Annotated in this window: 20 protein-coding genes and 1 pseudogene; 19 read left to right on the top strand and 2 right to left on the bottom strand. The window is 70.2% G+C overall.

Annotated features, from left to right (window positions below; genetic code table 11):
• Positions 1-12 precede the first annotated feature (12 nt).
• From rpsE to truA, 15 genes are all read left to right on the top strand, one after another.
• Positions 13-627: a 30S ribosomal protein S5 gene (rpsE, locus tag FHG89_RS20235; RefSeq protein WP_074314587.1), complete on the top strand. Its 615-nt coding sequence runs from the start codon at positions 13-15 to the stop codon at positions 625-627.
• Complete coding sequence (gene rpmD, locus FHG89_RS20240; protein ID WP_074314584.1) at positions 627-809, top strand: 50S ribosomal protein L30; 183 nt, start codon at positions 627-629, stop codon at positions 807-809. Before rpsE ends, rpmD begins: the two co-directional genes overlap by 1 nt.
• The gene (gene rplO / locus FHG89_RS20245; RefSeq protein ID WP_088987584.1) at positions 809-1252 is read left to right on the top strand and encodes a 50S ribosomal protein L15; all 444 of its coding nucleotides are present in this window, start codon (positions 809-811) and stop codon (positions 1250-1252) included. The genes rpmD and rplO overlap by 1 nt, the downstream gene beginning before the upstream one ends.
• 234 nt (positions 1253-1486) lie before the next feature.
• Complete coding sequence (secY, locus tag FHG89_RS20250; RefSeq protein ID WP_139585973.1) at positions 1487-2815, top strand: preprotein translocase subunit SecY; 1329 nt, start codon at positions 1487-1489, stop codon at positions 2813-2815.
• Positions 2816-3469 carry an adenylate kinase gene (locus FHG89_RS20255; protein WP_088950228.1) on the top strand — a complete coding sequence of 218 codons (654 nt, stop codon included), beginning with the start codon at positions 2816-2818 and terminating at the stop codon, positions 3467-3469.
• A gap of 87 nt (positions 3470-3556) precedes the next feature.
• Positions 3557-4408: a type I methionyl aminopeptidase gene (gene map / locus FHG89_RS20260; RefSeq protein ID WP_139585975.1), complete on the top strand. Its 852-nt coding sequence runs from the start codon at positions 3557-3559 to the stop codon at positions 4406-4408.
• Positions 4409-4468: 60 nt separating this feature from the next.
• Positions 4469-5038: a DUF1707 SHOCT-like domain-containing protein gene (locus tag FHG89_RS20265; RefSeq protein WP_244295651.1), complete on the top strand. Its 570-nt coding sequence runs from the start codon at positions 4469-4471 to the stop codon at positions 5036-5038.
• 271 nt (positions 5039-5309) lie between these two features.
• A complete protein-coding gene (gene infA / locus FHG89_RS20270) occupies positions 5310-5531 on the top strand; it encodes a translation initiation factor IF-1 (protein WP_007073013.1) in 222 nt (73 codons plus the stop codon).
• Between the two features lie 91 nt (positions 5532-5622).
• Complete coding sequence (gene rpmJ, locus FHG89_RS20275) at positions 5623-5736, top strand: 50S ribosomal protein L36 (RefSeq protein WP_043965539.1); 114 nt, start codon at positions 5623-5625, stop codon at positions 5734-5736.
• A gap of 265 nt (positions 5737-6001) precedes the next feature.
• On the top strand, positions 6002-6382 hold the full coding sequence (gene rpsM, locus FHG89_RS20280) for a 30S ribosomal protein S13 (RefSeq protein ID WP_007465236.1): 381 nt from the start codon (positions 6002-6004) through the stop codon (positions 6380-6382).
• A gap of 18 nt (positions 6383-6400) precedes the next feature.
• Entirely contained in the window at positions 6401-6808 is a 408-nt protein-coding gene (rpsK, locus tag FHG89_RS20285; protein ID WP_030329919.1) for a 30S ribosomal protein S11, read from the top strand.
• Between the two features lie 13 nt (positions 6809-6821).
• Positions 6822-7448 (top strand): 30S ribosomal protein S4, encoded by a 627-nt coding sequence (gene rpsD, locus FHG89_RS20290; RefSeq protein WP_030489600.1) that lies wholly within the window; start codon positions 6822-6824, stop codon positions 7446-7448.
• A 98-nt stretch (positions 7449-7546) separates the two neighbouring features.
• The gene (locus FHG89_RS20295; RefSeq protein ID WP_007465227.1) at positions 7547-8569 is read left to right on the top strand and encodes a DNA-directed RNA polymerase subunit alpha; all 1023 of its coding nucleotides are present in this window, start codon (positions 7547-7549) and stop codon (positions 8567-8569) included.
• 34 nt (positions 8570-8603) lie between these two features.
• Positions 8604-9161 carry a 50S ribosomal protein L17 gene (gene rplQ / locus FHG89_RS20300; protein WP_139585976.1) on the top strand — a complete coding sequence of 186 codons (558 nt, stop codon included), beginning with the start codon at positions 8604-8606 and terminating at the stop codon, positions 9159-9161.
• A gap of 67 nt (positions 9162-9228) precedes the next feature.
• Positions 9229-10059, top strand: coding sequence for a tRNA pseudouridine(38-40) synthase TruA (gene truA, locus FHG89_RS20305; RefSeq protein ID WP_139585979.1), 831 nt, complete (start codon positions 9229-9231; stop codon positions 10057-10059).
• Positions 10060-10086: 27 nt separating this feature from the next.
• On the opposite strand, the gene FHG89_RS20310 is transcribed toward truA, so the two are convergent.
• Complete coding sequence (locus FHG89_RS20310) at positions 10087-11142, bottom strand: hypothetical protein (RefSeq protein ID WP_244295653.1); 1056 nt, start codon at positions 11140-11142, stop codon at positions 10087-10089.
• Positions 11143-11244: 102 nt separating this feature from the next.
• Here FHG89_RS20310 and FHG89_RS20315 point away from each other — a divergent pair, with 102 nt between their 5' ends.
• The 4 genes and pseudogenes from FHG89_RS20315 (at position 11245) to FHG89_RS20330 (ending at position 15917) form a co-directional block, all read left to right on the top strand.
• Positions 11245-11850, top strand: a complete 606-nt coding sequence (locus FHG89_RS20315; RefSeq protein WP_139585983.1) for a class I SAM-dependent methyltransferase — start codon at positions 11245-11247, stop codon at positions 11848-11850.
• Between the two features lie 40 nt (positions 11851-11890).
• Complete coding sequence (locus FHG89_RS20320) at positions 11891-13570, top strand: ABC-F family ATP-binding cassette domain-containing protein (RefSeq protein ID WP_139585985.1); 1680 nt, start codon at positions 11891-11893, stop codon at positions 13568-13570.
• A 36-nt stretch (positions 13571-13606) separates the two neighbouring features.
• Positions 13607-14569 (top strand): aldo/keto reductase, encoded by a 963-nt coding sequence (locus tag FHG89_RS20325; protein WP_208761031.1) that lies wholly within the window; start codon positions 13607-13609, stop codon positions 14567-14569.
• Between the two features lie 264 nt (positions 14570-14833).
• Positions 14834-15917 (top strand): annotated as a pseudogene (locus FHG89_RS20330) (MFS transporter).
• A gap of 57 nt (positions 15918-15974) precedes the next feature.
• Here the strand turns inward: FHG89_RS20330 and FHG89_RS20335 are convergent.
• Entirely contained in the window at positions 15975-16517 is a 543-nt protein-coding gene (locus FHG89_RS20335) for a hypothetical protein (protein WP_139585987.1), read from the bottom strand.
• Positions 16518-16524 lie beyond the last annotated feature (7 nt).

Here is a 16524-nt window from a genome sequence, read left to right on the forward strand (position 1 = left end):
GGAAGGCTGCTGATGCCAGGTCAACAGCGCCGTGGCGGCGGGTCCGGTGGCAACGAGGGTGGTCGCCGCGACAACCGCCGTGAGGGCGGCCGCGGAAACGCGCCCGTCGAGAAGACCCCGCACCTTGAGCGGGTCGTCGCGATCAACCGCGTCGCCAAGGTCGTGAAGGGTGGTCGTCGCTTCAGCTTCACCGCCCTGGTGATCGTGGGCGACGGCGACGGCACGGTCGGCGTGGGCTACGGAAAGGCCAAGGAGGTGCCCGCGGCCATCGCCAAGGGTGTCGAGGAGGCCAAGAAGCACTTCTTCAAGGTTCCGCGTATCGGCCAGTCGATCCCGCACCCGGTGACGGGTGAGGACGCCGCTGGCGTGGTGCTGCTCAAGCCGGCCTCGGCCGGTACGGGTGTCATCGCCGGTGGTCCGGTGCGTGCCGTGCTGGAGTGCGCCGGGATCCACGACGTGCTCTCCAAGAGCCTCGGTTCGTCGAACCCGATCAACATCGTGCACGCCACCGTGGCGGCCCTGAAGGGGCTCGAGTCCCCCGAGCAGGTCGCGGCGCGTCGTGGCCTGCCGGTGGAGGACGTCGCGCCGGCCGCCATGCTGGCGTCGCGTGCGGGGGTGGCGCACTGATGGCACGTCTGAAGGTCACCCAGGTCCGGTCCGGTATCGGGACCAAGCAGAACCAGCGTGACTCGCTGCGTTCGCTCGGTCTCAAGCGGATCAACGACGTGGTGGTCAAGGAGGACCGGCCCGAGATCCGCGGCATGATCTTCACTGTGAACCACCTCGTGAAGGTCGAGGAGGTCGAGTAATGACGATCAAGGTGCATCACCTGCGCCCGGCGCCCGGTTCCAAGACCGCGAAGACCCGTGTGGGTCGCGGTGAGGGTTCCAAGGGCAAGACCGCTGGTCGCGGTACCAAGGGTTCCAAGGCCCGCAAGAACATCTCCGCGGCGTTCGAGGGTGGGCAGATGCCCATTCACATGCGCCTGCCGAAGATGAAGGGCTTCAAGAACAAGTTCAAGGTGGTCTTCCAGGTGGTCAACCTGGACCGGCTCGCCGAGCTGTTCCCGAACGGCGGCCAGGTTGGTCCGCTGGAGCTGGTCGAGGCCGGTGCGGTCCGCAAGGGCCACCCGGTCAAGGTCCTCGGCACCGGGGACCTCGGCGGGGTGGCGCTCCAGGTGTCGGCGCACGCGTTCAGCGCGTCGGCCAAGGAGAAGATCGCTGCCGCCGGTGGCTCCGTCACCGAGCTGTAAGGCGTACGACCATGGCGTCCGTCCCAGTTGTGAGTAACTGGACGGACGCCATGGTCTTCCTGGGCCATGTGCGCCCGGTAATATCGGAATCGGTTTATGTAGCCGGGCGCACCTGCCCGGAGCGGGACAGGGCTGTTAGAGTCCCATCCCAGCCATGGATTGCGGGCGCTCGCCCGTGATCCACCCCGACCCGCCAGGGATCACCGGCGGCCCGCCTCGCGCAGGAGGAAGAAGTTGCTGTCCGCCTTTCTCAGTGCGTTCCGTACGCCTGACCTGCGCAAGAAGCTGCTGTTCACAGTAGGCATCATCGCGGTCTACCGGCTGGGTGCCACGCTCCCCAGCCCAGGCGTCTCGTACGGCAACGTGCAGAAGTGCCTCGACTCCATCCAGGGTGACACCACCGGGGTGGTGAACCTGCTCAACCTCTTCTCCGGCGGGGCGCTGCTACAGCTCTCGGTCTTCGCGCTGGGCATCATGCCCTACATCACGGCGTCGATCATCCTGCAGCTGCTGACCGTCGTGATCCCGCGCTTGGAGCAGCTCCGCAAGGAGGGCCAGGCCGGCCAGGCGAAGATCACCCAGTACACGCGGTACCTGACCCTCGGTCTCGGTGTGCTGCAGGCCTCGGCGTTCGTCGCCCTGGCCCGTTCGGGGCAGCTCTTCCAGAACAAGTGCGACCAGTTCCCGATCATCCCGACCGGCACCGGCATCCCGGACTGGCTGACCCTGACCATCCTGGTGATGACGATGACCGCCGGCACCGGCATGGTCATGTGGCTCGGTGAGCTGATCACCGATCGGGGCGTCGGCAACGGCATGTCCGTCCTGATCTTCACCTCGATCGCGGCGCGGCTGCCCAGCGAGGGTTGGCAGATCAAGACCAGCAAGGGCTGGGACATGTTCGCCCTGGTCATCGCGCTGGTTCTGGTGGTCATCACCGCGGTCACGTTCATCGAGCAGGCGCAGCGCCGGATCCCGGTGCAGTACGCCAAGCGGATGATCGGCCGGCGGATGTACGGCGGCACCTCGACCTACATCCCGTTGAAGGTCAACCAGGCCGGTGTCATCCCGGTCATCTTCGGCTCGTCGCTGCTCTACCTGCCGCAGCTGGCCCTGCAGTTCTTCGACCAGAACGACAAGGGCAAGACGCAGATCTGGATCGAGAACAACCTGGTCAATCCGAGTAGCCCGATCTACATCACGGTCTACTTCCTGATGATCATCTTCTTCACGTACTTCTACGTCTCGATCACGTTCAACCCGACCGAGGTCGCGGACAACATGAAGAAGTACGGCGGGTTCGTGCCGGGCATCCGCCCGGGCAAGCCGACCGCCGACTACCTGGACTTCATCCTCAGCCGGATCACCCTGCCGGGCGCGCTCTACCTGGGCGTCATCTCGATCCTGCCGAACTTCTTCTTCATCTGGCTGGACAACCAGCAGTACCAGAACTTCCCGTTCGGCGGCACCGCTGTGCTCATCATGGTCGGCGTCGGTCTGGAGACCGTGAAGCAGATCGAGAGCCAACTCATGCAGCGGAACTACGAAGGGTTCCTGCGGTAGATGAGACTCGTTCTGGTTGGCCCGCCGGGCGCGGGCAAGGGCACTCAGGCCGAGTTCATCGCCGCACACCTCTCGGTGCCGAAGATCTCGACCGGGGACATCTTCCGGTCGAACGTCACCCAGGGCACGCCCCTCGGTGTCGAGGCGAAGCGGTACATGGACGCGGGCGAGCTGGTTCCGGACGAGGTCACCATCAACATGGTCCGGGACCGGCTGGCCGAGCCCGACGCCAGCGAGGGCTTCCTGCTGGACGGCTTCCCGCGGACCACTCCGCAGGCCGCCGCTCTGGACAAGCTCCTCGCCGACCTGGGCACGGCCCTCGACTTGGTCCTGGAGCTGGTCGTCGACGACGACGAGGTGATCCGGCGGCTCTCCGGCCGGCGTACCTGCCGGGGCTGCGGCAAGATCTGGCACGTCGAGTTCGACGCCACCACGCGTCCGGGGATCTGTGACCGGTGCGGCGCCGAGCTGTTCCAGCGCGACGACGACAAGCCGGAGACGATCGCCACGCGGCTCCGCGAGTACAGCGAGAAGACCGCGCCCCTGGTCGACTACTACGGCGCCCAGGGCAAGCTGGTCGGGATCGACGCCACCGGCCCGGTGGAGGACGTCACCACCCGGGCCATCGACGCGCTGCGGTCGTACGGCGGCTGAGGTCCGGCCGGGCCACGGCGGATAGAGTGCGAACAGCGGGGTACGCGAGACGTGCCCCGCTGTTCGGCAACGAAAGGTAATCGCTCCATGCGTCGTCCCCAGCTGGACATCCAGCTGAAGACCCCTGACCAGATCGAGAAGATGCGGGCCGCCGGGCTGGTGGTCGCCGAGGCGCTGCGCCGGATGCGCGAGGCCGTCGCCCCCGGTGTGAGCACCGCCGATCTGGACGCCATCGCCGAGTCGACCATCCGCGAGGCGGGTGCCGTTCCGTCGTTCAAGGGCTACCACGGCTTTCCGGCGTCGATCTGCTCCTCGGTGAACGAGCAGATCGTGCACGCCATCCCCTCGGCCAAGCAGGTGCTCGCCGAGGGCGATCTCATCTCGATCGACTGCGGCGCGGTGCTGAACGGCTGGCACGGCGACTCGGCGATCACCGTGGGCGTCGGCGAGGTCGACCCGGCGCTGCTCAAGATGGCCGAGGTGGCCGAGGACGCGATGTGGGCCGGTATCGCGGCTGCCGCGCGGGGCGCCGCCAGCGGCAAGGGGCGGCTCACCGACATCTCCCACGCCGTGGAGACCGCCGTCCGTAAGGGCGGCCGGTACGGCATCGTCGACGGCTACGGCGGGCACGGCATCGGCACCGAGATGCACCAGGACCCGCACGTGCTCAACCACGGCCGTCCGGGTAAGGGGCTGCGGCTGGTCCCCGGCATGGCGCTGGCCATCGAGCCGATGATCACCATGGCGTCGCCGCGGACGGTCGAACTGGCCGACGGCTGGACGGTCGTCACCCGGGACGGTTCGGTTGCGGCACACGTCGAGCACTCGATGGCCCTGCTGCCCGACGGCGTCTGGGTGCTCACCGCCTTCGACGGAGGCCGCGCCCGCCTGGGCGACCTGGTGACCGCCCGCCAACCAGCGGTCTCGGCCGCGTCCTGACGCCCCGACGGGCCGTCCGGGGTGGGACGCGGCTGGCGTGTCGGTGGCATGCTTGCCGGCATGGACGGGCGCGACGGGATGCGGGCCGCGGACGCGGACCGGGAGGCGGTGGCCGACCGCCTGCGGGTCGCCCTCAGCGAGGGTCGACTCGACCTGCACGAGTACGACGAGCGCTTGCAGCGGGCGTACGCGGCGCGGACGTACGCCGAGTTGAACGCCCTGCTGACCGACCTGCCGCCGGTGACGCCCGCCGAGCGCTCGGCGGTGGCGCCGGTCGACCCGGCCGCGCCGGTGAGCGACGGCCAGCCCGCCCCTGCGGGCCGTGGCGTCACGGCCCGCTGGTTGGCCGAGGTGTGGCTGCCGTACCTGCAGGTGATCGCCGTCGTGGTGACCATCTGGGCGGTGACCTCGCTGCTCAGTGGGGACCTGCTCTACTTCTGGCCGGTCTGGGTGGCCGGGCCGTGGGGCGCGGTGCTTGTGGTCCGGACGGTGACCGGGCTGACCGGGGGAGAGCCTCGGCGGCGAGCAGCCGAGCGGGAACGCCAGCGGCAGCGCAGGCGGGCGAAGCGGGAGCGCCGAAGTGAGCTGGGGTCCGCCGAACCGGATGAACGGGACGAGCCGGCCGGCTGACCGCCCGCCGCCTGTCACTACGACAAGGTCATCCGGCGCCCGGGCGGGGGACAGCCGGCGGCCACGGCGACGCGGTGGGTGGCCGGTTTGGCGACGGCCCGCAGGCGGGCGTACACTTTCTGATCGGCGCACAGCGTCCACTCCGGCATGCCCACCCTGCGCTTCGGTGGGTCCTGGAGCCGCGGCTGGCGCGGGCTTCTGATCAAGGTCAGTTTCCCGTGTAAGACGTTGTGGGCCGCCCGGAGCAATCGACGTCAGGACAGCGGAGGACATGCCGAAAAAAGACGGAGCCATTGAGATCGAGGGTCGGGTCATCGAGCCCCTGCCGAACGCTATGTTCCGGGTGGAGCTCGCGAACGGCCACAAGGTGCTGGCTCACATCAGCGGCAAGATGCGGCAGCACTACATCCGCATCCTTCCGGAGGACCGGGTCGTCGTCGAACTCTCGCCGTACGACCTGACCCGCGGGCGCATCGTCTACCGCTACAAGTAGTCCTGACGACGGCCGGGAAGTCCCGTGTCCGTCTTCGACGTCCGGTCTCGCGTACCCCGCGTCGCCGGGCCAGATGGGAAGTAAGGCAACCGTGAAGGTCAAGCCGAGCGTCAAGAGGATCTGCAACAAGTGCCGGGTTATCCGCCGGCACGGCCGGGTCATGGTCATCTGCAGCGACCCGCGCCACAAGCAGCGCCAGGGCTGAGTCAGCCCGTCCGGCCGTGACCGGCCGGGTGGCGTTGGTCCGGGCAGATCCCCAGCGACACACATCACACATGCTCGTCCCAGCCACGAGCGGTACGTGAAGACGTACTCCTTTCGTGGCTGACCCCCGGTCGGAGGCCGGGGCCCGCTCGGGCAGCGACCGATCCCGGTCGCCGGCGCTCACCGCGTCGGAAAGACGGGACGGCCGGTAGCGGGATGGGACGGGTCCACACCTCCGCCACACATCACGAGGAGTACGCCCGCACATGGCACGTCTAGTCGGCGTGGACCTCCCCCGCGAGAAGCGGATGGAGATCGCGCTCACCTACATCTTCGGGGTCGGTCGCACCCGCGCCCTGGAGACACTCGCCGCCACCGGCATCTCGCCGGACAAGCGCGCTCGGGACCTCACGGACGAGGAGCTCGTGCAGCTCCGCGACCACATCGAGGGCAACTACAAGGTTGAAGGCGACCTGCGCCGCGAGGTCGCCGCTGACATCCGCCGCAAGGTTGAGATCGGCTGCTACGCCGGCATCCGGCACCGCCGGGGTCTGCCCGTGCGTGGCCAGCGGACCAAGACCAACGCGCGGACCCGCAAGGGCCCGAAGCGGACCGTCGCCGGCAAGAAGAAGCCCGGCAAGAAGTAACTAGGAGCGCACAGACTTATGCCACCGAAGGCTCGTGCCGGAGCCGCTGTCAAGAAGGTCCGGCGCAAGGAACGCAAGAACGTCGCCCACGGGCAGGCGCACATCAAGAGCACCTTCAACAACACCATCGTGTCCATCACGGACCCGACCGGTGCGGTCATCTCCTGGGCCTCCGCTGGCCAGGTGGGCTTCAAGGGCTCCCGCAAGTCGACTCCGTTCGCCGCTCAGCTGGCCGCCGAGGCCGCCGCGCGTCGGGCCATGGAGCACGGCATGCGCAAGGTCGACGTGTTCGTCAAGGGCCCCGGCTCCGGCCGGGAGACCGCGATCCGTTCGCTGCAGGCCGTCGGGCTGGAGGTCGGCCAGATCGCCGACGTCACCCCGCAGCCGCACAACGGATGCCGTCCGCCTAAGCGTCGTCGGGTCTGAGAGGTAGAGAGAGATGGCTCGTTACACCGGTGCTGACTGCCGCCGTTGCCGGCGGGAGAAGATGAAGCTGTTCCTCAAGGGCAGCAAGTGCGATGGACCGAAGTGCCCGTTCGAGTCCCGGCCGTTCCCGCCCGGGCAGCACGGCCGCGGCCGCACCAAGGAGACGGAGTACCTGCTCCAGCTCCGTGAGAAGCAGAAGGCCCGCCGTGTCTACGGCGTGCTGGAGAAGCAGTTCCGCGGTTACTACGAGGAAGCCGTCGGCAAGCAGGCCAAGACCGGTGAGGTCCTCCTGCAGATCCTCGAGTCGCGGCTGGACAACGTCGTTTACCGGGCCGGCTACGCCCACTCGCGGGACATGGCCCGCCAGCTGGTCAAGCACGGTCACTTCACGGTGAACGGCAAGAAGGTCGACATCCCGTCGTACCGCGTCAAGGAGCACGACATCATCGAGGTTCGGGGCAAGAGCAAGGAGCTCACCCCGTTCATCGTCGCGCAGGCCCAGGCCGGCTCGAAGACGGTTCCGGCGTGGCTCGAGGCCATCCCGAGCCAGATGAAGGTGCTCGTGCACTCCCTCCCGGCCCGGCAGGTCATCGACACGCAGGTCCAGGAGCAGTTGATCGTCGAGCTCTACTCCAAGTAGTCCGAGCTCGTTCGGTGGCCCGCCCCTCGGGGCGGGCCACCGGAACAGTTTGTGTCGTGGACGTCAAATAGCGGGCGTCCCGGAAGAGAAGAGAAAAGATGCTCATCAGCCAGCGACCCTCCCTCTCCGAGGAGTCGATCAACGAGACCCGGTCGCGGTTCGCCATCGAGCCGCTGGAGCCGGGCTTTGGCTACACCCTGGGCAACTCGCTGCGGCGCACGCTGCTGTCGTCGATCCCGGGCGCGGCCGTCACCTCGATCAAGATCGACGGTGTGCTGCACGAGTTCACCACGATCCCCGGTGTCAAGGAGGACGTGGTCGAGCTCGTCATGAACATCAAGGAGCTGTGCGTCAGCTCCGAGCACGACGAGCCGGTCAGCATGTACCTGCGCAAGCAGGGCCCGGGCGACGTGACCGCGGGCGACATCCAGCCCCCGGCCGGCGTCTCGGTGCACAACCCGGATCTGAAGCTCGCGACCCTCAACGGCAAGGGCCGGCTCGACATGGAGCTGACCGTCGAGCGGGGCCGGGGCTACGTGACGGCCGCGCAGAACAAGCAGTCCGGCGCCGAGATCGGCCGCATCCCGGTCGACTCGATCTACTCGCCGGTGCTGAAAGTGACCTACCGCGTCGAGGCGACCCGTGTCGAGCAGCGCACCGACTTCGACCGGCTGATCATCGACGTCGAGACCAAGCCGTCGATGGGTCCGCGTACCGCGCTGGCCTCCGCCGGTTCGACGCTGGTGGAGCTGTTCGGTCTGGCCCGGGAGCTGGACGAGACCGCCGAGGGCATCGACATCGGGCCGTCCCCGCAGGACGCCCAGCTGGCGGCGGACCTGGCCCTGCCGATCGAGGAGCTGGACCTCACCGTCCGCTCCTACAACTGCCTCAAGCGCGAGGGCATCAACTCCGTTGGTGAGCTCATCGGGCGTACCGAGGCCGACCTCCTCGACATCCGCAACTTCGGTCAGAAGTCGATCGACGAGGTCAAGATGAAGCTCGCCGGGATGGGTCTCGGGCTGAAGGACTCGGCTCCGAACTTCGACCCGGCGCACGTCGTGGACACCTTCGGCGAGGCCGACTACGACACCGACGACTACCGCGAGACCGAGCAGCTCTAGTCCGCGCTGCCGCCACAACTGAGGAGCACCAAAAATGCCCACGCCCACCAAGGGCCCCCGCCTCGGCGGCAGCCCCGCGCACGAGCGGCTGATGCTGGCCAACCTGGCCACTGCGCTGTTCCAGCACGGCAAGATCCAGACCACCGAGACGAAGGCCCGGCGGCTGCGTCCGCTGGCCGAGCAGCTCATCACCAAGGCCAAGCGCGGTGACCTCGCGTCGCGGCGTCGGGTGCTGGGTGTCGTCAAGGACAAGGACGTCGTCTACGCCCTGTTCGACCAGATCGCGCCCCGGTACGCCAACCGCCCCGGCGGTTACACCCGGATCGTGAAGACCGGTCCGCGCAAGGGTGACGCCGCTCCGATGGCGATCATCGAGCTGGTGGAGGAGCTTCAGGTCGCCGAGCCGAAGGCGAACAAGAAGACCGCCGCCCGCAAGGCCGCGCAGCAGGACAAGGTCGAGGCCCTCGCCCCGGCTGACGAGACCCCGCAGTCGGCTCCGGCCGACCAGGACTCCGACGCGCCGGTGTCGGCGTCCGGTGACACCAACGCCGCCCGCGAGGACAGCGACGAGGCCACCGAGAACAAGGCCTGATCAAGGGCATTGTCGGGCCCGGCACCCCATCGGGGTGTCGGGCCCGACCCGTAACAGGAGGTACGAGGTGGACGAGCGGATCCGGCTACGGCTGGACGTCTCGTACGACGGCGCCGGTTTCTCCGGTTGGGCGCCCCAGCCGACCCGGCGGACCGTCGCGGGGGTGCTCGTCGAGACCCTGGACCTGGTCCTCGGCGCCGGTACGGCCACCGGGTTGACCGTGGCCGGCCGCACCGACGCGGGGGTGCACGCCACCGGTCAGGTCTGCCACCTGGATCTGCCCGTCGACGTGTGGCGGCAGCACGAGGGACGGTTGCTGCGCCGGCTGGCCCGTCTGCTCCCCGCCGACGTGCGGGTCCGAGCGATGACCGAGGTGCCGGACGAGTTCGACGCCCGGTTCTCGGCCACCTTCCGGCGCTACGAGTACCGGGTGACCGACGCGCCGTTCGGCGCGGAGCCGCTGCGGCGGCACGAGGTGCTGGCCTGGCCGCGACCGCTGGATCTGGCCGCGCTGAACGCCGCGGCCGCCGGCCTGGTCGGGGAGCACGACTTCGCCGCGTACTGCCGGCGCAAGGAGAACGCGACGACGCTGCGCGAGGTGACGCGGCTGGACTGGCGTCGGGACCCCGACGGCATCCTGGTCGCCTCCGTTCAGGCGGACGCGTTCTGCCAGGCCATGGTGCGCAGCCTGGTGGGGGCCATGCTGGTGGCCGGCGACGGCCGCCGCCCGGTGCAGTGGCCGGGCAGTCTGCTCGTCCACCGGGAGCGGTCCAGCGAGGTGACGGTGGCGCCGGCGCACGGGCTGACCCTCGTCGCGGTGGGCTACCCGCAGGACCCGGCCGAGTACGCGCGCCGCGCCGAGCTGACCCGCCGGCTGCGGGTCCCCGTCGAGGGCTGACCGCAGCAGGCGGGCCGGTCGCGGCGGTCAGTCGCCGGGCAGTTCGCCGCCGCCCGGCTCGCCGCTCTGGGTGCCGCTGCTCTCCGTGGGCGCCGCCGTCGGTTGCCCGGCCGTGCCGCCGTCCGCGCGCCTCTGCAGCACGCCCCTGCTGAGATGCAGCTCGATCACGTCGAACAGGATCTCGCGGATCCTGGGGTCGCCGGCCTTGACGGCCGCGCCGTCCGCGCGGACCACGAGCGCGTACGCCAGGTAGTGGCCGCGTACCTGCCAGCCGACCCGGGCGGGGGCGGTGCCCAGCACGTCGGTGTCGCTGCCGGCGGTGAGGCCCCGGAAGCGGCCCTGCCGTTCGTCGAGAAGCTGTCGGATGCGCTCCCGGGTGCGCTCGGCGCTGGCCTTGTCGGTGAGGTTGAACAGGCCGGTGGTGACCAGGTGGTCGCCGTCGGGGGTCCGCAGGGTGGCGCGTACGACCTGGTTGCAGCCGAGCCGGACCAGCATGTCGGCCACCTCGCCGGTGGCGGCGACGGCGCAACTGCCGCTGGACTGTGTCTTGAGCACCTGGTAGGGCGGCTGGCCTTCGGCGAGCTTGAGTTCCTTGCCGGGGAAGACCTCCCTGGCGGTGAGCGGGGCCTGGTCGGTGTCCCGGGAGTCGATGTCCTGCCGTTCGGCGGGCGCGGACGCGGCGGCGTTCGGCTGGTACGTCGGGTTGGTCTCCGGCTGCTGCTTGTCGCGCTCGGACAGGAGCGCGGCGGCGCCCAGGCCGCAGAGGGCGAGCAGGACCAGGACGGCCGCGCCGCCGATCACCACCTGCCAGAGTCGGCCGCCGCCGCGCCGGTTGGTCTGTTCGATCGGCTGTGCCGAGGTGTAGACCTGGTCGCGTGGTGCGGCCAGCGGAATCTCGGCACGGGTCGGCGGCGGCTGCGACGACGGCAGGACGAGCTGGTTCGGCCTGGGCAGCGACGGCGCGGGGAAGCGCGACGGAGAGGGCCCGGCCGGCGGGGGCGGGCCGTCGAACTCGGCCACGTCGGACCCGGGCTCCGGGTACTCCTCGAAAGCGTCCTGATCGGACTCGTACCGATACACCATGTCGCCCAGAGTAAGAGGCATTGTCCCTTTAGGGAGTAATAACGGGAAATGTATGTGTGGGCCGTGTCGGCACGTGGCCTGACCGGTGCGAGAATTGCCTACGTGACCGGCGACCACTACTTCACCGCTCAACCCGCCAGCGACGCTCCGCCACGCGAGGTCGAGTTCTCCGTCGCCGACCGCGACTACCGGCTGGCCTCGGCCGGCGGGGTCTTCTCCGCCAGTCGACTCGACCCGGGCACCGCCGTGCTGCTGCGCAAGGCAGAGCTGCCCGACGCCGACACCACAGGCAACCTGCTCGACCTCGGCTGCGGGTTCGGCCCCATCGCGTGCGTCCTGGCCGACATGGCGCCGGCGAGCACCGTCTGGGCCGTCGACGTCAACGCCCGCGCCCGCGACCTCACCGCCGCCAACGCGGCGAGGATCGGCGCCGGTGACCGGGTCCGGGTGAGCGCGCCGGACGACGTACCGGCGGACCTGACGTTCGCCGAACTGTGGTCCAACCCGCCGATCCGGATCGGCAAGGAGGAGCTGCACGAGCTGCTGCTGCGCTGGCTGCCCCGACTGGCCCCGGACGGCGTGGGCTGGCTGGTGGTCGCCCGGCACCTCGGCGGCGACTCACTACAGCGCTGGCTCACCGAGCAGGGCTGGCAGGTCGAGCGGCATGCCAGCCAGAAGGGCTTCCGGGTGCTGCGGGTCACCCGGTAAATGGATATGCCCCCGCCGCCGTCTGCGGCAGGATCCCGGCGTGGGATACGTGGACGTGGCAGGGGTCGGGCACATCCTGCCCGACGGTCGGGAACTCTTCGCCGACGTGTCGTTCCGGGTCGGCGAGGGCGCCAAGGTCGCCCTGGTGGGGCCGAACGGCGCGGGTAAGACGACGCTGCTGCGGATGGTCGCCGGGGACCTGCCGGTGCGTACCGGAGTCGTCGCGCGCGCCGGCGGCCTGGGCGTGATGCGCCAGTTCATCGGCATGATCGGCGACGAGTCGACGCTCGCCGACCTGGCGCTGTCGCTGGCCCCGCCGGCGCTGCGCGACGCCGGCCTCCGACTCGCCGAGACCGAGGCGGTCATGCGCGCCGCCGAGGTCCGCGGCAAGTACAGCACCGCCGCCGGCAAGGCCCAGCTGGCGTACGCCGACGCGCTGGGCGCCTGGGGCGAGGCGGGCGGGTACGACGCCGAGGTGCTCTTCGACACCGTCTCGACAATCGTGCTCGGCCTGCCCTGGGACGCCGCCCGGGACCGTCCGGTACGGACGCTCTCCGGCGGCCAGCAGAAGCGCTTCGCCCTGGAGCTGCTGCTGCGCGGCCCGGACGAGGTGCTGCTGCTCGACGAGCCGGACAACTTCCTCGACGTGCCCGGCAAGCGGTGGTTGGAGGCGCGGCTGCGCGAGTCGACCAAGTCGGTGCTCTACGTCTCGCACGACCGCGAGCTGCTGGCCCAGACCGCCGACCGGGTGGTCGCCGTGGAGGGCGGTAGTGCCTGGGTGCACCCGGGCGGCTTCGCCAGCTGGCACGAGGCGCGGGTCGCCCGGCACGCCCGCCTCGACGAGCTGCGCCGACGCTGGGACGAGGAACACCAGAAGCTGCGCGAGCTGATGCTGATGTACAAGCAGAAGGCGGCGTACAACGACGGGTTGGCCTCGCGGTACCAGGCCGCGCAGACCCGGCTGCGCAAGTTCGAGGAGGCCGGGCCGCCGCCCGTACCCCCGAAGGACCAGGACATCCGGATGCGGCTGAGTGGCGGGCGGACCGGCAAGCGCGCGGTCGTCTGCGAGCAGCTGGAGCTGGACGGCCTGACCTTCCCCTTCGACCTGGAGATCTGGTACGGCGACCGGGTCGCGGTGCTCGGTGCCAACGGCACCGGCAAGTCGCACTTCCTGCGGCTGCTGGCCCGGGGTGGCACCGATCCCGACCCGGCGAACGGGCCGGTCGACGGGGCGGGCGTGCTCGCCCCGGTGGCGCACGACGGCACGGCCCGGCTCGGCGCCCGGGTCCGCCCCGGGCACTTCTCGCAGACCCACGACCGGCCGGAGCTGATGGCGAAGACCCTCGTGGAGATCCTCTGGCGGGGTGACGACCACCGCACCGGGATGGACCGGCACGCGGCCATGGGGGTGCTCAGCCGCTACGAGCTGGCCGGGCAGGGCGACCAGCGCTTCGGCACGCTCTCCGGCGGTCAGCAGGCCCGGTTCCTGGTGCTGCTGCTGGAGCTGTCCGGCGCCACCCTGCTGCTGCTCGACGAGCCGACCGACAACCTGGACCTGGCCAGCGCCGAGGCCCTGGAAGCGGGCTTGAACGCGTTCGAGGGGACGGTGATCGCGGTCACCCACGACCGTTGGTTCACCCGATCCTTCGACCGGTTCGTGCTGTTCCGGGGCGACAACGAGGTGGTGGAGACCCCGGAACCGGTCTGGGACGTCGGCTGAGTGGTCCCCGGCGACGGAGCGTCCGGCCGGCATAGGGTGGATCTCGTGACTGAGATGACCTATCGCCGGCTGGGCGACTCCGGGCTCGTGGTGTCCGTGGTCGGCATCGGCTGCAACAACTTCGGCCGCAAGCTCGACCTCGACGGCACCCGCGCGGTGGTCGACGCCGCCCTGGACGCCGGAATCAACCTGTTCGACACCGCCGACATCTACGGCGAACCGCAGGGCGCCTCCGAGGAACTGCTCGGGCAGGCCCTCAAGGGTCGCCGCGACGACGTGGTGGTGGCCACCAAGTTCGGCATGGACATGAACGGCTCGAACGGGCCGGACTTCGGCGCGCGTGGCGCCCGCCGGTACATCGCCCGCGCGGTCGAGGCGTCGCTGCGCCGACTCGGCACGGACCACATCGACCTCTACCAGATGCACGAGCCCGACCCGGGCACCCCGATCGACGAGACCCTCGCCGCCCTGGACGACCTGGTCCGCGACGGCAAGGTGCGCTACCTGGGCAACTCCAACTTCGCCGGCTGGCAGATCGCCGACGCCGACTGGGTCGCCTCGTCCAACGGTCGCTCCCGCTTCATCAGCGCGCAGAACCACTACAGCCTGCTGGAACGCTCGGTGGAGACCGAGGTGATCCCGGCGTGCGAGCGCTTCGGCCTCGGCATGCTGCCGTTCTTCCCGCTCGCCAACGGCCTGCTTACCGGCAAGTACAAGCGCAGCGAGCAGCCGCCGGCCGGCAGCCGGCTCTCCGGCGGTGGCCGGTACGCCGAGCGGCTCGCCGCCGCCGACTGGGACACCATCGAGGCGATCGAGGCGTACGCGAACGAGCGGGGGCTGACCATGCTCCAGGTGGCGATCGGTGGGCTGGCCGCCCAGCCGGCGGTGACCTCGGTGATCGCCGGCGCCACCACGCCCGAGCAGGTGCGGGGCAACGCCGCCGCCGGGACCTGGGAGCCCAGCGACGAGGATCTGGCCGCGCTGCACGCCGTTCTCTGAGCCCTTGAAGTCGGGGTTGCGGATGACGATCACCAGGTGTGGTGCACATCACAAGGGGCGGACCTGAAGCCGAGCCTGACTGATCGCCCGTCCTTCGCCGAAAGTCGTCACCGAGGTTCCTGATGCGGCTCTGGAGGGCGGTACGGCGTCCCCCTCTACGTCGCCCAGGGGAGGTGATCCTCTCGGCGTGATCGGCCTCTGAGCACTGTTGATGGTGCGATGGACCGCTCGCCCGACCGCCGGGGCGGTAATACGGTCGGCCGCATGTTGGATCTGAAGCCCTACCGGGACGCGCTCGCGCTGCCAGGGTTGCGACCACTGCTGCTGGTCGCGATCCTGGCCCGGGTGCCGGTGGCGGCCACTGCCGTGGCGATCACGCTGCACGTACTCGATCTTGGCCCTGGCTACTTCGCCGCCGGGCTCGTCGGGGCCGCGCTGACGGTCGGTTTGGCGGGCTGCTCACCCTCCCGGTCTTCTCCGTGGTTCGGCAGTCGATCGCCGCGCTGGTCCCGCCGACCCAACGCCGTCAGGCGTACGCGCTGGACTCGATGTCGGTGGAACTCAGCTTCATGATCGGGCCGGCGACGGCGGTGGCCCTGGCCACCACGGTCTCGCCCACCCTGGCCATGTATGCGGTCGGCGGCGGCATCGTGCTGACCGGCTTCACTCTGCTGGTGCTCAACCCGCCGACCCTGGCACGGGACGAGGAGACGACGACGGAGCAGCCGCCGCCCCGTCGGCGGTGGCTGACCCCACGGCTGGTCGGGCTGCTCGCCGGTGGCGCGGCCGGCACACTGGTGATCGCCGGTACCGATGTGACAGTGGTAGCCGTGCTGCGTGACGCCCGTCAGGTCGACTGGAGCGGTGTGGTGCTGGCGCTCTGGGCCTCGTACTCGTTGGTCGGCGGCTTCACCTACGGTGCGCTGTCCCGCCCGGTGTCGTCGGTGGGCCTTGCTGTGGTGCTTGGCCTGGTCACCATTCCGGCCGCTCTGGGCAGCGGCGAGTGGTGGCTGCTGGCGCTGGTGCTGCTGCCGTCCGGGGCGCTCACCGCGCCGACCGTAGCCGCCACCGCCGACGCGGTGAGCCGCCTGGTGCCGGCCAGCGTACGAGGCGAGGCGATGGGCCTGCACGGCTCGGCGATGACGGTGGGGTGGCGCTCGGCGCCCCCCTGGCCGGAGCGGTGATCGATGCCTCCGCACCGGCCTGGGGCTTCGCCGCGACGGGCCTGCTCGGCGCGCTTGTCGCGCTGGCGGTGCTGCCGACCGAGTTGCGTCACCGGCGCTCCGACGCCGCCAAGGCCACCATCACCCCCACCGCCGCTCCCACTCCCGTCCGACCGTCGATCTGAAGAAAACATCCGGCATATCGGGTACGGCGTTTCGCCCGCCTCGCCGATACCGGTCGATCAGTCGTCCGACGTACCGCGGCGGCGGCCGAACAGCATGGCCACCCCCATCGCCGCGGCGACGAGCACCAGGCCGGCCGCCGCGAACGGCCACCAACCGGCAGTGACCCCGCGTCCGGCCGTCCCGTCGGCGGGCGCGGTCACCGCGACCGGGGCGGGCGCCGGCGGGGACTGCGCGGCCCGGGCCCGCACCGTCGCCGTGGCCTCGTTCCGGTACGGCTCCGGAGCCTTCACCGTCACCTTCCAGGCGCCGGCGGACAGCACCGGACCGCTGCTGTAGAAGCCCTGCCCCTCGGGCTGCGGTTCCAGTTGCAGCGGGCCGACCTTCTGCCCGTCCGGGCCGGTGGCGGTGAGGACCAGCCGCACCAGCCTGTCGAGTCGACGGCCATCGGCGTAGGTGGCCTGGATGGTGACTCCCTCGGCCCCGTCGCCGGCCACTGTCAGTTTGAGTTTGTCGGCCCGAGCGGCCGCCGGGGTCGCGGCGAACAGGGTCAGGGCCAGCCCCACCAACACGGCGGCGACCAACTTGCGGATACCCGTCACGGACATC

It is taken from the genome of Micromonospora orduensis, assembly GCF_006228125.1.
Classification (GTDB): domain Bacteria; phylum Actinomycetota; class Actinomycetes; order Mycobacteriales; family Micromonosporaceae; genus Micromonospora; species Micromonospora orduensis.